Source organism: Occultella gossypii (genome assembly GCF_019947135.1).
GTDB classification, from domain to species: Bacteria; Actinomycetota; Actinomycetes; order Actinomycetales; family Beutenbergiaceae; genus Occultella; species Occultella gossypii.
Genome location: NZ_JAGSHT010000013.1, coordinates 348,860 through 364,946, shown reverse-complemented (window position 1 = coordinate 364,946; position 16,087 = coordinate 348,860). Strand labels below are relative to the sequence as shown.

Genomic DNA, 16,087 nt, shown 5'->3' with positions numbered 1-16,087 from the left:
CGGGTCGGTGCCTCAGTACGCTGAGCACCGGCTCGCCTGACGCACGTCGTAACCTCCCATCCCCCCAAATCGCCCGGAGGACCAGTGGCAGTCGCCGAATCACCCCCCTCGGACCCCGAAGCGCCTCCGAAGGTGCGGGTCGGCCGGACCCCAGGACGGCTCGGCAACCGCGTGTTCCAGGGGATCTCCACCGCCAGCGGGATCTTCATCCTGATCATCCTCGCGGCCGTCGCGATCTTCCTGCTCGTACGCGCCTGGCCTGCACTCATTGCGGCCCCCTCGGCGTTCGAGGACGTCGGCTTCATGCTCGGACGCGACCTCTGGTCCTGGGTCTGGCCGCTGCTGTTCGGCACGGCGATCTCCTCGGTCATCGCGCTCGTCGTCGCCGTGCCGCTCAGCATCGGCATCGGCCTGTTCATCTCGCACTACGCGCCACGTCGGCTCGCCCAGGGCCTCGGCTATCTGATCGACCTCCTCGCTGCGATCCCGTCCGTGATCTTCGGTCTCTGGGGCATCCAGTGGCTGCAGCCCCTGGTCAGCCCGCTGTTCACGTGGCTCAGCACGAACGGGGCGACTGCGTGGCTGGAGGAGAACGTCGGACCGACCATCTTCACCGGGTACCAGGCCCCGGCCCGCAACATCCTCACCGCCGGGCTCGTGCTCGCGATCATGATCCTGCCGATCATCACCGCGACTGTGCGCGAGGTGTTCCTGCAGACGCCCAGGTTGCACGAGGAGGCCTCGCTGGCCCTCGGCGCCACCCGCTGGGAGATGATCCGCCAGGCGGTGCTGCCGTTTGGACGTTCCGGCGTGATCTCGGCGACCATGCTCGGGCTCGGCCGTGCGCTCGGTGAGACGATGGCCGTGCTGATGGTCCTCTCGCCCGGGTACCTGATCAACTTCTACCTGCTCCAGCCTGGTCAGCATCAATCGATCGCGGCGAACATCGCCAGCCACTTCCCGGAGGCCAGCGGCCTCGGTGTCGACGCCCTGATCGCGTCCGGGCTGATCCTGTTCATCATGACCTTCGGCGTGAACCTCATCGCCCGCTGGATCATCTCGCGACGCGCCGAGTTCTCGGGAGCCAACTGATGACTGTCACCACGCCCCCGGTCCCGGTCCGGACCACCCGCAAGCTCCCGAAGTGGGCGCCGGTCGCGGTGCTCGCCGTCTCGCTGTTGCTTGCCCTGGGTATCCAGTTCCTCGGTGACGGCCCTACCATCGCCGGCGTCTTCTTCATCGGCGCGATCCTGTTCGCGATCCTGATGACCGTGACCTCCAGGGTGGTCGAGGGGGAGCGTTGGGCCAAGGACCGGCTCGCCACCACCCTGGTCACCTTCGCGTTCATCATCGCGCTGATCCCACTGGTGTCCCTGCTCTGGATCGTGGTCGGGGACGGCCTGACCAGGTTCAGCTGGGACTTCCTGACGACGGACATGACCGGGATCTTCGGTCAGATGGTCGAGGGTGGCGCGTTCCACGCGATCATCGGGACGGTCTACGTCACCGGCATCGCCTCGATCATCGCCATCCCGCTCGGTATCTTCACGGCCATCTATCTGGTCGAGTACGGGCGCGGCCCGCTCTCCCGGGGGATCACCGTGCTGGTGGACGTGATGACCGGCATCCCGTCCATCGTGGCCGGCCTGTTCGCGTTCACGCTGTTCCTGGTCATCTTCGGCCCGGCGTACAAGGCCGCCGTGATCGGTGGGGTGGCCCTGGCCGTGCTGATGACACCGGTCGTGGTGCGCAGCGTCGAGGAGATGCTGCGGCTGGTCCCGAACGAGCTGCGCGAGGCGTCCTACGCCCTCGGCGTCCCGAAGTGGCTGACCATCGTCAAGGTGGTGCTGCGTACCGCCATCGCGGGTATCACCACCGGCGTGATGATCGCCATCGCCCGCGTGATCGGTGAGACCGCCCCGCTGCTGCTCACCGTCGGCATCGCCACCGGCGTGAACTGGGACGCGTTCGACGGCCGGATCGCGACGCTGCCGGTGTTCGTCTACCGCCAGTACGCCCAGGGCGGTGCCTCGGCCGATCGTGCCTGGGCCGGAGCGCTCACCCTGATCCTGATCGTGATGCTGCTGAACCTCATCGCACGCCTGGTCAGCAGGTACTTCTCCCCGAAGGGAGTCCGATGACCTCCGTGACTCCCACTCCCCCCGCCCGCACCGCCCGCCCCGGAAGGACCGCTTGTGTCTAAGCGCATCGATGTCAACGACCTGAACGTCTACTACGGCGACTTCCTCGCCGTCGAGGGTATCGACATGGTGATCGAGGCGCGTAGCGTCACCGCCCTGATCGGCCCCTCGGGCTGCGGCAAGTCCACGTTCCTGCGCACCCTGAACCGGATGCACGAGGTCATCCCGAAGGCCTACGTGACTGGTAAGGCCGTGATGGACGGCCAGGACCTGTACGGTCCCGGCGTGGACCCGGTGGAGGTGCGCCGCCAGGTCGGCATGGTGTTCCAGCGCCCGAACCCGTTCCCGACGATGTCCATCGCGGACAACGTGCTCGCCGGCGTGCGGCTCAACAACCGGCGGATCAGCAAGTCCGACGCGGCCGACCTGGTCGAGCGGTCCCTGACCGGCGCGAACCTCTGGAACGAGGTGAAGGACCGCCTGAACCTGCCCGGCTCGTCACTGTCCGGTGGGCAGCAGCAGCGGCTGTGCATCGCCCGGGCGATCGCCGTGGAGCCCCAGGTGCTCCTGATGGACGAGCCGTGCTCGGCCCTCGACCCGATCTCGACGCTCGCCATCGAGGAGCTGATCTCGGAGCTGAAGAACGACTACACGATCGTGATCGTGACCCACAACATGCAGCAGGCGGCCCGGGTCTCGGACCGCACCGGATTCTTCAACATCGCCGGCACCGGCAAGCCCGGGCACCTCATCGAGATGGACGACACCACCACGATGTTCTCCACCCCGTCCGAGAAGTCCACCGAGGACTACATCTCCGGCCGCTTCGGCTGAGCAGCCGGCTGCGCCGGCTCGGGTGCGCAGTTGGTCAGATGCCGGCGCCCTCGAACGAGGTCGTGGTCGGTTCGGGTGCGACGGCCACGCAGTACGCGGTGCGGGCACCGGTGGCCCAGGTGTCCGCACTCGGGGTGATCGGCGCCACCGACAGCGACGACTCCGCGGCCGGGATGCCGACGAAGCCCTCGAACAAGGTGGTGCACTCCGCCAGGGCCGCCGTCTGGATCTCGGTGTCGCCCGGGTAGGCGTCGTCGGTCATCTCGTAGATCGCAACGATCTGGACCTCGTGCTCCGTCGCGCAGTCGATGGTCGGGAGGCCGGAGAGCCCGTCGCCCTCGGTGATGACGGCGAACAGGTCGCTCGCGCGCATGCAGTCGCCCACGCCGGCGACGGGCACGCCGGCATCGTCGGTGGCGGTCGTGGTGTCCGGTGCGGGGGTCGACGGCGGCGCGGTGCCGCTCGGGTCGTCCGTGCTGCTCGGGTCTCCGGTGGCGCTCGGGTCCTCGGTGCCGCCGCCCTGGGTGAACGTCTGCGGGCTCTCCTCGTCCCCGGGATCCCCGGAGCACGCCCCCAGGACCGGCGCGACGAGCACTGCGGCGGCGATCGCCAGCACGACACGACGGCGACGGGCGGCAGCGGTCATCGGATCGACTCCTCGGTTCGGGTGGGCGACGCGGCACCAACGTACCCGACCGGACCGGGGTCCGACGGCGAAGGGCCGCAGCCCTCGGTGACGAGGAGATGCGGCCCTTCGTGGTGGTGCGTCGGGGGCGACTCAGATGGCCGCGCCCTCCCAGCTCTCCGTGGTCGTGGTGCCGTCGGTCAGGTAGGCCACGCACAGCACCTGGCGGTCGTTCGCGGCGTCCCAGGTGTTCTCGTTCGGCGGGATGAAGTCGAGGCCGAGCGCGGACTCGTCGTAGCTGATGCCGACGTAGTCCTCGAAGCCGGCGAGGCAGCCCTCCTCGGCGGCGGTGGCGATGGCATCGTCGCCGGGGTAGTCACCGTCCTGGTCGATGTCGAAGACGTGCACGAACTGGGCGTCGTGCTCCTCGCCGCAGTCGACCGTGGGGATCTCGGTGAGCTCACCGGACAGGTCGCTGACGTTGGAGCAGGCGCCCACGTCGACGGAGGCGACCTGGCTGCCACAGGCGCTCAGGGACGCGGCGAGGCCGGCGGCGCCGACCAGGGCGAGGGTGGTGCGGACGATGCGACGGGACATGGGTGTGGACTCTCCGGAGGTAGTGGTCGACCGGTACGAGCCCGGTGCGCTGTGTCGTGGCGAGTCTATGAGTCCGCGGCGTGGCGCGGAAACTCGGCGAATGGGTAGAGGTGCCCGGGCCTCACACGAAGATGCTGAGCACCAGGTAGAGCACCGCGGCCACGGCGGCCGAGGCCGGGATGGTCAGCAGCCAGGCCACCCCGATGCTGCGGGCCATGCCCCAGCGCACCGCGGAGGCCCGCCTCGTGGCGCCGACGCCCATGATCGCGGACGTGATGGTGTGCGTCGTCGAGATCGGCGCGTGGAACACGAACGCCGTCGTGTACAGCACACTCGAGGCGACCGATTCGGCGACGAAGCCCCGGGCCGGATCGAGCTCGATGATCTTGCGGCCGAGGGTCCGCATGATCCGCCACCCGCCGGCGTACGTGCCGAGCGAGATCGCTCCGGCCGCGGCGAGTTTGACCCAGAGCGGGATCCCGGTGCCCTCGTGCAGCCCGCCGGCCACCAGGGCGAGAACGATCACGCCCATCGTCTTCTGTGCGTCCTGCAGGCCGTGGCCGAGCGCCATCGCGGCGGCGGAGACGGTCTGGGCCACCCGGAACCGGCGCTGGGTGGGACCCGGAGCCGCGTTCCGGAAGATCCACAGCACCGCGACCATGATCAGGTACGCGAGCACGAAGCCGACCAGCGGGGAGGCGACCATCGGGATGACGACCTTGTCCCAGATCACCGACCAGTGCACCGTGGACAGCGACGCGATGCCCGCGCCGGTGAGGCCGCCGATGAGGGCGTGCGAGGACGAGGACGGCAGCCCCCTCCACCAGGTGATCAGGTTCCAGGTGATCGCGCCGAGCAGGCCGGAGAGCACCACAGCCAGGCCGGAGATGCCGGGCGGCGCGTCGACGATGCCGCTGCCGATGGTCTCCGCGACGCCGGTGCCGAGCAGTGCGCCGACCATGTTCATCACAGCCGCGAGCAGCAATGCGACCCGCGGTGTCAGTGCCCTCGTGGAGACCGAGGTCGCGATCGCGTTGGCTGCGTCGTGGAAGCCGTTGGTGAAGTCGAACGCGAGCGCGATCGCGATCACCAACACGACGAGGGCGAACTCCACCGACTCAGGTTTCCTTGACGTAGATGGTCTGGACCACGCTGCCCACCCGCTCGAAGGCGTCGGACGCCTGCTCGAGGACGTCGACGACGCCCTTGAGCTTGATGAGTTCCACCACGTCCGCCGGGCTCCGCTGGAACTGCGGGCTGCCGAACAGGTGCGCCAGGAGGGCGCGGTAGGTCCGGTTCGCCTCGCTCTCCAGCCGGTTGATCTCCACCCAGTAGGGCTTCAGGTCGGTCATCGTGCGCAGTTTGGGCATCGCTGCCGCGGTCAGCTCGGCGGCCCGCTGCAGGGTCGCGACCATCGCGACGACGCCGTCGGGCAGGTCGACGAGCTGGTACCGCACGATGATGTCCCCGGCCGCCTCCATGGCGTCGATGCAGTCGTCCATCGCAGCGGCCAGCGTGTAGATGTCGTCGCGGTCGAACGGCGTCACGAACGTCTGGTTCAGCCGGTTCATGATCGTGGCCTCGGCGCCGTCCGCCTCCTGCTCGATCTGTCGCAGTCGCTCCGCGTGGGCGGGCCGGTCGGGCGGCTCGGCACCGATCAGCTGGGCGAGGAGGTCGGCACCGTCGACGAGGTGCTGCGCGTTCGCGGCGAAGAGGTCGAAGAACGTGACATCGCGGGGGGTCAGGCGGAAGCGCACAGCATTCACTCCGGGGGGAAGGGCAATGTCAGCGGATTCAGGCTAGAGCACTGGAGGCGCGCCGATGAACTCCGGGCGAACGGCGAGAGTGCGGGAGATGACGCCGGGCCGCCCAGCGCCTGACGGCGCGAAGGCCGCTCGTAGCGGCTGATGTTGGAGCCCGGGGCTAGCGCGACCCGGCGTCGGAACCGATTCTAACCGTCGACGGCGGTGGTCGGCTCGGTGGGCGACGTCACAGCCGGTGCGGTGGTCGGGTCGGCGCCCACGGAGCCCTCGCTGCCGGGGCGCCGCTCGCGGGGCAGGTCGAACCGGTACCCGACGTTGCGGACGGTCCCGATCATCGCGTCGTGCTCGGGGCCCAGCTTGGCGCGCAGGCGCCGGACATGGACGTCCACCGTCCGGGTGCCGCCGTAGTAGTCGTAGCCCCACACCTCCTGGAGCAGCTGGGCGCGGGTGAACACCCGCCCCGGGTGCTGGCTCAGGTACTTGAGGAGCTCGAACTCCTTGTAGGTCAGGTCCAGCGGCTCGCCCCGCAGTCGCGCGGTGTAGCCGCCGGAGTCGATGACGAGCTCACCGGCGAGGATCTCCTCCGGGTCCTCGCTGGTCTGCCGGTCGGAGCGCTGGGTGACCAGCCGCAGCCGCGCGTCCACCTCGGCCGGGCCCGCATCGGCCAGGACCAGGTCGTCGATACCCCAGTCCTGCCCCACCACGGACAGCCCGCCCTCACCGAGCACGAGCAGTACCGGCACCTCGATGCCGGTCGTCCGCAGGAGCTGGCAGGTGCTCCGTGCCCTCGCGAGGTCCCGCCGACCGTCGATGAGCACCACATCGGCATCCGGGGCGTCCAGCAGCGACGACGGCTCGACCGGTACAACGCGGACGCGGTGATGCAGCAGAGCGAGGGCGGGAAGCACCTGTGCCGAACCGCCAGGCTCTGACGTAAGCAGCAGAAGTTCTGCCACGCGTGCTCCTCCCGACCGGTTGCGTCATCGTATTGCAGGTAGCGTTCCGCCTGTACCGCCCGGCCGGATCGTGGCCGGCGGACCGACCGAGGGGTGCTCGAGGCAGATGATGAGCGGCGCGTTCCGCGCGGTGGTCGCGGCGACCGCGGCGGCGGGCATCGGCATCACCGCGTTCGGGGACCGGTACCTGCTGGTCGGCACCGTCGCTGCGATCGGGGCCCTGTTCTCGCTCGGCTGGCCGGCGCTGCTGGGGCTGCCGGCGCCACGCGGCGCCAGTGTGGTGCTGGCTGCATGCGTGGCGGCCTCGATCGGGGTACTGCTGCTCACGGACGACCTCGCGTATGTCGCCGTCGTGTTCGCGTTGTCCGTGGTGGGCGCGTTCGTGCACGAACTCGTGCGCCGGGACGGGCGCCCGCGCCTGGTGGAATCGGTCTCCGGCGTCGTGGCCGGGACCGCGGTGGTCACCTCCGCGACCGGGTGGATCGCCGTCGGCACCGGCCCGACGGCGGTCGGCCTGCTGCTCTGCGGCGCGGTCACGCTCGCCGTCGCCGCGACGTGTACGGCCCTGCCGTTCCCGGGCTGGATCGGCGCCGGGGTCACCATCGTCGTGGCCGCCGCGGGCGGGTTCGCGGTCGGCTCGGTGACCGACGTCGGACCGACCGCCGGGGCGTTGATCGGCCTCTCCGCTGGGGTCGTGGTCGCCGCGGCGCACCGGCTGTTCGGGCAGTTCCCCGCCTCCGGGCGGCCCTTCCCGGCGCTGGCCGCGGCGATGCTGCCGGTGGCCGTGGCCGGGCTGCCGGTCTACGTGCTGGCCCGGCTCCTGCTCGTCTGACGGGTACGATCGGCGGCAAAGCCGACCCGCCCCCAGGGAGTCCAAGCCCATGAGTTTCGCCATCCCCGACGGCCTTGCCCCCGAGACCTACCCGCTGGCCTGGCTGCTCGGCACCTGGCGCGGTCCGGGCTTCCTCAGCTATCCGGACATCCCGGAGCGGCCGGTCCTCGTCGAGGTCAGTTTCACCTCCGACGGTGGCCCGTATCTCGCGTACACCGCCACCACCTGGAACCTCGACGGCGAGCTCGACTCCCTCGAGGGTGACATCGACGTGTCCGCCCTGCGCCCCGGTCAGCTCTGGGCCACCGAGTCCGGGTTCTGGCGCGTGGTGCCCACGGTGCCCGACGATCCCAGCGCACTGACCGACCCGCCTGCGCCCGCGCCCGCCGCAGCGGAAGGTGAGACGACCGGCTCGGCCGCACCGCCGCCGTCGGCCACGGAGATCGAGGTGCTGCTCGCCGAACCGAGCGGCCACGTGAGCGTCTACCTCGGCGTGGTCCAGGGGCCCCGCATCGAGCTCGCGACCGACCTGATCGCCCGTACCGCGTCCGGCGCGGAGGTCTCCGCCGCCGCCCGGATGTACGGCCTCGTGCGCAGCGAGCTCATGTGGGCCACGGACATGGCCGCGTTCGGGCACGAGATGCAGTCCTACTCCTCCGGCCGGCTCCAGCGGCAATGAACTCGATCGGGGCGGAGGGCGGACCCGCGGTCCGGAATGAAGCAGCGCCCGCCGGCCTTGACCTTGGTGTGACCACCATCGCCTCGCCCTTGCTGTCCCGCCACGGCGCCGTCGCTGCCGGCGGCCCCGACTCGGGTGTCGCCGCGCACTACGGCGAACCCAACCGGGAGCAGCGTGACCTCGCCCGAGGGCTGGCCGTCGTGGACCTGTCCCACCTCGGGGTCGTGACCGTGACCGGCGTGGACCGGCTCAGCTGGCTGCACACCCTCAGCTCCCAGGACGTCGCCACGCTCGCCCCGGGGGTCTCCACCGAACTGTTGCTGCTCGACCCGAACGGGCGCGTCGAGCACGCCCCGGCCGTCGTCGACGACGGCACGACCACCTGGCTGATCACCGAGGCCGACGACGCCGCGGGGCTCGCCGCGTTCCTGGAGTCGATGAGGTTCATGCTCCGGGTGGACGTGGCCGTCGACACCGAAACCGCCGTCCTCGGCACGTCCGCCGCGGGGCCGTCATTGCGTACCGACGACGGCGCCGAACCGGTGACCTGGCGCGACCCCTGGCCGGCCACAGCCCCGGGCTCGACCCGGTACGGCCCCGCCGACGCCGACCACCCCGGCTCGGAGTGGGCCGCGCAACTGTGGCTGGTGCCTCGCACCGAGGTCCCGGCCGTGGTCCGGGCTGCCGAGAGCGCCGGGGCCCGCCTCGCCGGAGCCTGGGCGTGGGAGGCGATGCGGGTGGCCGCGTGGCGCCCCCGTCTGGCCAGGGAGGTGGACGAGCGGGCCATCCCGCACGAGCTGGACTGGCTGCGCACCGGCGTGCACCTGAACAAGGGCTGCTACCGGGGCCAGGAGACCGTCGCCCGCGTCTTCAACCTGGGCCGGCCGCCGCGCCGGCTGGTGATGCTGCACCTGGACGGCAGCGAGCACCTCACCCCGGAGCCGGGGGAGGTGGTGCTCGACGGCGAACGTGAGGTCGGGCGGGTCACGTCCGTCGTGCGCCACCACGAGCTGGGCCCGGTGGCCCTGGCCGTCATCAAGCGCAACGTCGCCCCGGACGTCCAGCTGACGGTCGGTGGCATCGCCGCCGCCCAGGAGCTCATCGTGTCCGTCGAGGGTGCGGGCACCAACCGACCGGAGCCGGCCGCAGGACCGAAGCTGCGCCGTCGGACGCTGTAGCACCCGCCTGAGCGGACGGGCCTGCGGGACCGAGGGAGCGCCGTCGGACGCTGTAGCACCCGCCCGAGTGGACGGGCCTGCGGGACGGAGGTAGCGCCGTCGGGCGGCCTTGCCGCAGCCGATCGGTGGGAGATGCCCGCCACCCGTACGCTCTTCAGGTGTGAGCAACGGACCGGCGCGCGCCGAGGCACCCCGACGGCGATTCGACCTTCGCCGGGCCCGCGTCCTCGTCGTCGCCCGGGTCGCCCGTGGCGTCCGCCGGCTCCGCTCGAACGCCGTGGGGATCCTCAGCGCGTCCGTGGCCGCCGGGATCGCCTATGCCGTCGCGCTGTACCTGGTCGGTCACGAGGTGCCGGTGTTCGCGGCGATCGCCGCCTGGGTGTGCCTCGGGTACGGCAACGACCGGCGCCCGCGCAAGGTGGCCGAGCTCGCGCTCGGAGTGACCCTCGGGGTGGCGTTCGGGGAGGTGTTCGCGCATCTGTTCGGCACCGGCCCCGTGCAGATCGCCGTGGTGCTCGCGCTCGCGGTCTCGATGGCCCGGCTCATCGACGGCGCGCAGATGCTCGCGATGCAGGCCGGGGTGCAGGCCGTCGTGATCGTGGGGTTCTCCACGACGCTCCTGGGTGGCGGCGTCGGGCGCTGGCTGGACGCCCTGATCGGAGGGGCGCTGGCGCTGCTCACCGCGGCCCTGCTGCCGCTCGACGTGCGCAAGCGGGCGCAGTCGCTGGCCGCCGCCGGGATGGCGGAACTGGCCATCACCGCCGAGGACCTGGCCCGCGGCATCCGGCTCGCCGATCCGGAGGTCCTCAACGACGCCCTGGTCCGGGCGCGCGGGTCCCAGGGGGTGATCGACGAGTGGAACACGCTCGTGCGGGACGCCCTCGAGGCGACCCGGCTGACGCCGTCGGCGCTGCGCCACGACGACCTCCTCACCCGGCTCCAGCGGGCCAGCACCCTGTGCGACCGGGCGATGCGAAACCTCCGGGTGATCGCGCGCCGGTCCTGGTCCGTCTCCGTCAACCTGCAGGACAACGACCGGGTCGCCGACATCCTCGAGGTGACCGCCCGGGCCAGCCGGGACATCGGGGTCGCGTTCGGCTCGAACGCCGACCTGATCCGGCTGCGTCCGCAGCTGCTCGCGGTGGCGGGCGACCTGGACCCGCAGGCGTTCACCGGGTGGCAGACCCAGACGCTGGTGGTGCTGCTGCGTTCGCTCGTGGTGGACCTGCTCGAGCTGACCGGGATGACCGGCACCCAGGCCCGGGAGGCCCTCGTCGAGATCGACACCGGGCGTCCCGGCTGAGGCGTCGCTCGCGTACCCTCATGCTGTGATCGCGATCATCCAGGCGTACCTGTTCCTCGGCCTGTCCGTCATCGCCTTCGGGCTCGCCCTCTGGGCCCTGGTCGACGCCCTGCTGCGGCCGTCGACGGCGTTCACCTCGGCGGACAAGCGCACCAAGGGGTTCTGGGGCGGCGTGCTCGCACTGGCCACGGTGCTCGGCTTCCTCGGCATCCCCGCGGGCGGTGGCGGCAGCTCGCTGTTCCTCGTGCTCATCGCGGCGATCCCGGCCGGCATCTACCTCGCGGACGTGCGACCCGCCGTGGCCCGGTACAGCGGCCGCGGCGGCTCGGGCGGCAGCGGTGGCGGTGGCCGGTGGTGAAGCCGCCGCCGCAGCTGGATCGGCCCGCACCCGGGGCGCCGCTGGCGTGGGTGATCCGGGGCACGCTGGTGGAGTCGGTGCACGCCGGACACCTGGTCGCCCTCGACGCCGACGGCGCGGCCGTCCTCGCACTCGGCGAGCCCGAGCAGGTGATCTACCCCCGCTCGGCGATCAAGCCGGTGCAGGCGCTGGCGATGCTGCGCGCCGGGCTGGAGGTCAGCAACGAGCAGCTGGCGCTCGTCTGCGCCTCGCACTACGGCGAGCCGCGCCACCTCGACGTCGCGGCGAGCATCCTGGCCGGCGCCGGGCTGAGCGAGGCCGACCTGCGCACACCGCCGTCGCTGCCCTGGCACGAACCGACCGCCGCCGCCTGGATCGCGGCCGGGAGACCGCCGTCGGCCCTCGCGCACAACTGCTCCGGCAAGCACGCCGGCATGCTGGCCACCTGCCGGGCCGCCGGGTGGCCCACGGACGGCTACCTGGATCCCGCGCACCCGCTGCAGCAGGCGATCGCGGCGACCATCACCGAACTGACCGGCGTCGAACCCGCGCACGTGGCCGTGGACGGCTGCGGGGCGCCGCAGTTCTCGACCACCGTGCTCGGTCTGGCGCGCGCGTTCGCCCGGATCGCGGCCGCGGAGACCGGACCCGAGGCGCGGGTGCGGGCCGCGATGACCGCGCACCCGTGGCTGGTCGGCGGCACCGGCCGGGACGTCACCGAGGCGATGACCTCCGAGCCCGGTCTGGTCGCCAAGGACGGCGCCGACGGCGTGTACGCGGCGGCGATGCCTGACGGGCGCGCGCTCGCGTTCAAGGTGTCCGACGGCGGAGGGCGGGCCCGTGCGGTGATCCTCGCCGCCGCGCTGCACGAGCTGGGCGTCGAGGGGTTCTGGTCCTGGGGGCGGGTGCCCGTCCTCGGTGGCGGGGCACCGGCCGGCGCGATCCGCGCGGCCTTCGGCGCCGCAGCCCCGCCCGGACTGCGCTGACCCGATGCGAGCGGTGCTGCAGCGGGTCAGTTCCGCGTCGGTGAGCGTCGACGGTGCGGTGGTGGGGCAGATCGGCCCGGGACTGCTCGCCCTCGTCGGGGTCGCGGTCGAGGACACCGTCGACGACGCGCGGCGCGTGGCCCGCAAGATCGCCGAGCTGCGGATCCTCGAAGGGGAGACGTCCGTGGCCGACACCCCGGGCGCCGGGGCGCTCGTGGTCAGCCAGTTCACCCTCTACGGCGACACCCGCAAGGGTCGGCGCCCGTCCTGGTCCGCGGCTGCCCCGGGGCCGGTCGCGGAGCCGTTGGTCGAGGCGGTGGTGGCGGACCTACGCGAGCGCGGCATCCCGACGGCGACCGGCCGGTTCGGCGCGATGATGTCGGTCTCGCTGGTGAACGAAGGGCCGTTCACGCTGCTCGTGGAGAGCTGAGCGGTCGCCGTGGCCGGGAAGTGGGGGACCCGGACTGAGGCGGCCCGCTGTGCGGATGGGTGACCGGACGGATGGGCGACCGGATCCGCGGACGTGCCACAGTGGAGTCATGCGCATCGAGGCCATCGCCGGTGACATCACCACCCAGTCCGTCGACGCCATCGTGAACGCAGCGAACTCCTCGCTGCTCGGGGGTGGCGGGGTCGACGGTGCCATCCACCGCGCGGCAGGCCCGGCGCTGCTGGCCGAGTGCGAGCGGCTGCGGTCGACCACCCTCCGGGACGGGCTGCCCGTCGGTCAGGCGGTCGCGACCGGGGCCGGGAACCTGCCCGCCCGGTGGGTCATCCACACCGTGGGGCCGAACCGGCATGCGGGTCAGACGGACCCGGCGCTCCTCGCGTCCGCGTTCTCCTCGAGCCTCGCCGTCGCGAGCAGGCTCGGGGCCGCATCCGTGGCATTCCCGGCGATCAGCGGCGGGGTCTACGGCTGGGCGATGGCACAGGTCGCCGAGATCGCGGTGAGCACCGTACGAGCGGCGAGCGTACCCGGCGTCGAGACGGTCCGGTTCGTCCTGTTCGGAGCCGACGCCCTCGCGCAGTTCCAGGCGCGGCTCGCCTGAACCGGCCTCGGACCACGACGAGCGGGGTGCGCCGACGAGCGTCGGCGACCATCCGCCGTCGGGCGTTGCACGATCGTGACCGGCGTGCTCTCTGCCGCTGGCGAACAGGGGCATCATCGCCGGACCGGCGCCGTTAGCATCGATGACACACACCGCCATGACCGGTGTCGGTCCCGGCCCGTGAGGAGTACGCAGATGTTCGAGAGATTTACAGACAGAGCCCGCCGAGTGGTCGTCCTTGCCCAAGAAGAGGCACGGATGCTCAATCACAACTACATCGGCACCGAGCACATCCTGCTCGGCCTCATCCACGAGGGCGAGGGCGTGGCCGCGAAGGCACTGGAGTCGCTGAACATCTCCCTGGAGGCCGTGCGCCAGCAGGTGCAGGAGATCATCGGCGAGGGTCAGCAGGCGCCGTCCGGGCACATCCCGTTCACTCCCCGTGCGAAGAAGGTCCTCGAGCTGTCCCTGCGTGAGGCGCTCCAGCTGGGCCACAACTACATCGGCACCGAGCACATCCTGCTCGGCCTCATCCGCGAGGGCGAGGGCGTCGCCGCCCAGGTGCTGACCAAGCTGGGCGCCGACCTGAACAGGGTCCGCCAGCAGGTCATCCAGCTCCTGTCCGGCTACCAGGGCAAGGAGCCGGTCTCCGCCGGCGGCCCCACCGAGGGCACCCCCTCGGGCTCGGCCGTGCTGGACCAGTTCGGCCGCAACCTCACGCAGGCAGCCCGCGAGAACAAGCTGGACCCGGTCATCGGGCGCAGCAAGGAGATCGAGCGGGTCATGCAGGTGCTCTCCAGGCGCACCAAGAACAACCCGGTGCTGATCGGTGAGCCCGGCGTCGGTAAGACCGCCGTGGTGGAGGGCCTGGCCCAGGACATCGTGCGCGGCGACGTGCCCGAGACCCTGAAGGACAAGCAACTCTACACCCTCGACCTCGGCGCCCTGGTGGCCGGGTCGCGCTACCGCGGTGACTTCGAGGAGCGCCTGAAGAAGGTGCTCAAGGAGATCCGCACCCGCGGAGACATCATCCTGTTCATTGACGAGATCCACACGCTCGTCGGGGCCGGTGCCGCCGAGGGCGCGATCGACGCTGCCAGCATTCTGAAGCCGATGCTCGCCCGTGGGGAGCTCCAGACGATCGGGGCGACCACCCTCGACGAGTACCGCAAGCACATCGAGAAGGACGCCGCGCTCGAGCGCCGGTTCCAGCCGATCCAGGTGGCCGAGCCCACGCTCGCGCACACCATCGAGATCCTCAAGGGCCTGCGCGACCGGTACGAGGCGCACCACCGGGTGACGATCACGGACTCGGCCATCGTGGCCGCCGCGACGCTCGCCGACCGGTACGTCAACGACCGGTTCCTGCCGGACAAGGCGATCGACCTGATCGACGAGGCCGGCGCCCGCCTGCGGATCCGCCGGATGACCGCGCCCCCGGAGCTGCGTGAGCTCGACGAGCAGATCGCCGAGACCCGCCGCTCCAAGGAGTCTGCGATCGACGATCAGGACTTCGAGCGCGCCGCCCGGCTCCGGGACGAGGAGAAGAACCTCGCCAACACCCGCGTCGAGCGGGAGAAGGCCTGGAAGTCCGGGGACATGGACAACGTCGCCGAGGTCGATGAGGAACTCATCGCCGAGGTGCTCGCCGCGTCCACCGGGATCCCGGTGTTCAAGCTCACCGAGGAGGAGTCCTCGAGGCTGCTGCGCATGGAGGACGAGCTGCACAAGCGGATCGTCGGCCAGGACGCGGCGATCAAGGCGCTCTCCCAGGCGATCCGGCGCACCCGTGCGGGTCTGAAGGACCCGAAGCGGCCTGGTGGCTCGTTCATCTTCGCCGGCCCCACGGGCGTCGGGAAGACCGAGCTCGCCAAGGCGCTCGCGGAGTTCCTGTTCGGCGACGAGGACGCCCTGATCCAGCTGGACATGAGCGAGTTCTCCGAGAAGCACACCGTGTCCCGGCTGTTCGGGTCCCCGCCCGGATACGTCGGCTACGAGGAGGGTGGCCAGCTCACCGAGAAGGTGCGCCGCAAGCCGTTCTCCGTGGTGCTCTTCGACGAGGTGGAGAAGGCCCACGCGGACATCTTCAACTCGCTGCTGCAGATCCTCGAGGACGGTCGCCTGACCGACTCCCAGGGCCGGGTGGTGGACTTCAAGAACACCGTGATCATCATGACCACGAACCTCGGTACCCGGGACATCGCCAAGGGCATGCTCACCGGCTTCCAGGCCGGTGGGGACCTGTCCACGAGCTACGACCGGATGAAGGTCAAGGTCAACGACGAGCTGAAGCAGCACTTCCGCCCGGAGTTCCTGAACCGGGTCGACGACGTGATCGTGTTCCCGCAGCTGTCCCAGGACGAGATCTTCCAGATCGTCGACCTGATGATGGCGCAGCTGGCCAACCGGCTGGCGGACAAGGACATGACGATCGAGCTCAGCCCGGCGGCGAAGGAACTGCTCGCCGAGCGCGGCTACGACCCGGTCCTCGGTGCCCGGCCGCTGCGCCGTGCGATCCAGCGCGAGATCGAGGACCAGCTCTCCGAGAAGATCCTCTACGGCGAGCTCTCCGCGGGCCAGAACATCATCGTCGACGCCGTCGGCGAGGGTCTGCTCGGCGAGTTCACCTTCCGCGGTGAGACCAAGGCCACCGAGGAGAAGGAACCGCTCGCGGTCGGGGCCGGCGCCATGCCGGAACTGCCCGCCGCGTCCGCGGACTGATCCCCGCGATCGCCGTTCACGAACGGGCCGGCCACCATCACGGTGGCCGGCCCTTTCGTGTCGAT

General features: G+C 71.1%; 17 protein-coding genes. 12 read left to right on the top strand and 5 right to left on the bottom strand.

Going from position 1 to position 16,087, the window contains the following annotated elements:
* Window positions 1-84 precede the first annotated feature (84 nt).
* The 3 genes from pstC to pstB are packed head-to-tail and all read left to right on the top strand — an operon-like array spanning window position 85 to window position 2,975.
* Entirely contained in the window at window positions 85-1,092 is a 1,008-nt protein-coding gene (gene pstC, locus KCQ71_RS15055; protein WP_372454031.1) for a phosphate ABC transporter permease subunit PstC, read from the top strand.
* Entirely contained in the window at window positions 1,092-2,141 is a 1,050-nt protein-coding gene (gene pstA, locus KCQ71_RS15050; RefSeq protein WP_223407290.1) for a phosphate ABC transporter permease PstA, read from the top strand. The genes pstC and pstA overlap by 1 nt, the downstream gene beginning before the upstream one ends.
* Before the next feature lie 54 nt (window positions 2,142-2,195).
* Window positions 2,196-2,975, top strand: a complete 780-nt coding sequence (pstB, locus tag KCQ71_RS15045; protein WP_223407288.1) for a phosphate ABC transporter ATP-binding protein PstB — start codon at window positions 2,196-2,198, stop codon at window positions 2,973-2,975.
* A 34-nt stretch (window positions 2,976-3,009) separates the two neighbouring features.
* On the opposite strand, the gene KCQ71_RS15040 is transcribed toward pstB, so the two are convergent.
* The 5 genes from KCQ71_RS15040 to KCQ71_RS15020 form a co-directional block, all read right to left on the bottom strand.
* Window positions 3,010-3,621 carry a septum formation family protein gene (locus tag KCQ71_RS15040; protein ID WP_223407286.1) on the bottom strand — a complete coding sequence of 204 codons (612 nt, stop codon included), beginning with the start codon at window positions 3,619-3,621 and terminating at the stop codon, window positions 3,010-3,012.
* A gap of 132 nt (window positions 3,622-3,753) precedes the next feature.
* Window positions 3,754-4,197 carry a septum formation family protein gene (locus KCQ71_RS15035; RefSeq protein ID WP_223407284.1) on the bottom strand — a complete coding sequence of 148 codons (444 nt, stop codon included), beginning with the start codon at window positions 4,195-4,197 and terminating at the stop codon, window positions 3,754-3,756.
* 121 nt (window positions 4,198-4,318) lie between these two features.
* A complete protein-coding gene (locus KCQ71_RS15030) occupies window positions 4,319-5,311 on the bottom strand; it encodes an inorganic phosphate transporter (RefSeq protein WP_223407282.1) in 993 nt (330 codons plus the stop codon).
* 4 nt (window positions 5,312-5,315) lie between these two features.
* The gene (locus tag KCQ71_RS15025; protein WP_308116646.1) at window positions 5,316-5,963 is read right to left on the bottom strand and encodes a DUF47 domain-containing protein; all 648 of its coding nucleotides are present in this window, start codon (window positions 5,961-5,963) and stop codon (window positions 5,316-5,318) included.
* Between the two features lie 185 nt (window positions 5,964-6,148).
* Window positions 6,149-6,916: a winged helix-turn-helix transcriptional regulator gene (locus tag KCQ71_RS15020; RefSeq protein WP_223407280.1), complete on the bottom strand. Its 768-nt coding sequence runs from the start codon at window positions 6,914-6,916 to the stop codon at window positions 6,149-6,151.
* 109 nt (window positions 6,917-7,025) lie between these two features.
* Here KCQ71_RS15020 and KCQ71_RS15015 point away from each other — a divergent pair, with 109 nt between their 5' ends.
* The 9 genes from KCQ71_RS15015 (at window position 7,026) to KCQ71_RS14975 (ending at window position 16,022) form a co-directional block, all read left to right on the top strand.
* The gene (locus KCQ71_RS15015; protein ID WP_223407278.1) at window positions 7,026-7,748 is read left to right on the top strand and encodes a hypothetical protein; all 723 of its coding nucleotides are present in this window, start codon (window positions 7,026-7,028) and stop codon (window positions 7,746-7,748) included.
* 49 nt (window positions 7,749-7,797) lie between these two features.
* Window positions 7,798-8,427, top strand: coding sequence for a nitrobindin family protein (locus tag KCQ71_RS15010; protein WP_223407276.1), 630 nt, complete (start codon window positions 7,798-7,800; stop codon window positions 8,425-8,427).
* A gap of 77 nt (window positions 8,428-8,504) precedes the next feature.
* Entirely contained in the window at window positions 8,505-9,605 is a 1,101-nt protein-coding gene (gene ygfZ / locus KCQ71_RS15005) for a CAF17-like 4Fe-4S cluster assembly/insertion protein YgfZ (RefSeq protein WP_372454036.1), read from the top strand.
* A gap of 160 nt (window positions 9,606-9,765) precedes the next feature.
* The gene (locus tag KCQ71_RS15000) at window positions 9,766-10,908 is read left to right on the top strand and encodes an FUSC family protein (RefSeq protein ID WP_223407272.1); all 1,143 of its coding nucleotides are present in this window, start codon (window positions 9,766-9,768) and stop codon (window positions 10,906-10,908) included.
* 25 nt (window positions 10,909-10,933) lie between these two features.
* The gene (locus KCQ71_RS14995; RefSeq protein ID WP_223407269.1) at window positions 10,934-11,266 is read left to right on the top strand and encodes a DUF2516 family protein; all 333 of its coding nucleotides are present in this window, start codon (window positions 10,934-10,936) and stop codon (window positions 11,264-11,266) included.
* A complete protein-coding gene (locus tag KCQ71_RS14990) occupies window positions 11,260-12,252 on the top strand; it encodes an asparaginase (protein ID WP_223407267.1) in 993 nt (330 codons plus the stop codon). The genes KCQ71_RS14995 and KCQ71_RS14990 overlap by 7 nt, the downstream gene beginning before the upstream one ends.
* Window positions 12,253-12,256: 4 nt before the next feature.
* Window positions 12,257-12,682, top strand: a complete 426-nt coding sequence (gene dtd / locus KCQ71_RS14985; RefSeq protein ID WP_223407265.1) for a D-aminoacyl-tRNA deacylase — start codon at window positions 12,257-12,259, stop codon at window positions 12,680-12,682.
* Between the two features lie 109 nt (window positions 12,683-12,791).
* The gene (locus tag KCQ71_RS14980) at window positions 12,792-13,301 is read left to right on the top strand and encodes an O-acetyl-ADP-ribose deacetylase (protein WP_223407263.1); all 510 of its coding nucleotides are present in this window, start codon (window positions 12,792-12,794) and stop codon (window positions 13,299-13,301) included.
* 195 nt (window positions 13,302-13,496) lie between these two features.
* Entirely contained in the window at window positions 13,497-16,022 is a 2,526-nt protein-coding gene (locus KCQ71_RS14975) for an ATP-dependent Clp protease ATP-binding subunit (protein WP_223407261.1), read from the top strand.
* The last annotated feature ends 65 nt before the right edge of the window (window positions 16,023-16,087 follow it).

Bases quoted from the DNA above. Each gene is read 5' to 3' on its own strand.
- pstA (WP_223407290.1), top strand. From the start codon at position 1,092: ATGACTGTCACCACGCCCCCGGTCCCGGTCCGGACCACCCGCAAGCTC.
- KCQ71_RS15040 (WP_223407286.1), bottom strand. From the start codon at position 3,621: ATGACCGCTGCCGCCCGTCGCCGTCGTGTCGTGCTGGCGATCGCCGCC.
- KCQ71_RS15035 (WP_223407284.1), bottom strand. From the start codon at position 4,197: ATGTCCCGTCGCATCGTCCGCACCACCCTCGCCCTGGTCGGCGCCGCC.
- KCQ71_RS15015 (WP_223407278.1), top strand. From the start codon at position 7,026: ATGAGCGGCGCGTTCCGCGCGGTGGTCGCGGCGACCGCGGCGGCGGGC.
- KCQ71_RS15010 (WP_223407276.1), top strand. From the start codon at position 7,798: ATGAGTTTCGCCATCCCCGACGGCCTTGCCCCCGAGACCTACCCGCTG.
- dtd (WP_223407265.1), top strand. From the start codon at position 12,257: ATGCGAGCGGTGCTGCAGCGGGTCAGTTCCGCGTCGGTGAGCGTCGAC.
- KCQ71_RS14980 (WP_223407263.1), top strand. From the start codon at position 12,792: ATGCGCATCGAGGCCATCGCCGGTGACATCACCACCCAGTCCGTCGAC.
- KCQ71_RS14975 (WP_223407261.1), top strand. From the start codon at position 13,497: ATGTTCGAGAGATTTACAGACAGAGCCCGCCGAGTGGTCGTCCTTGCC.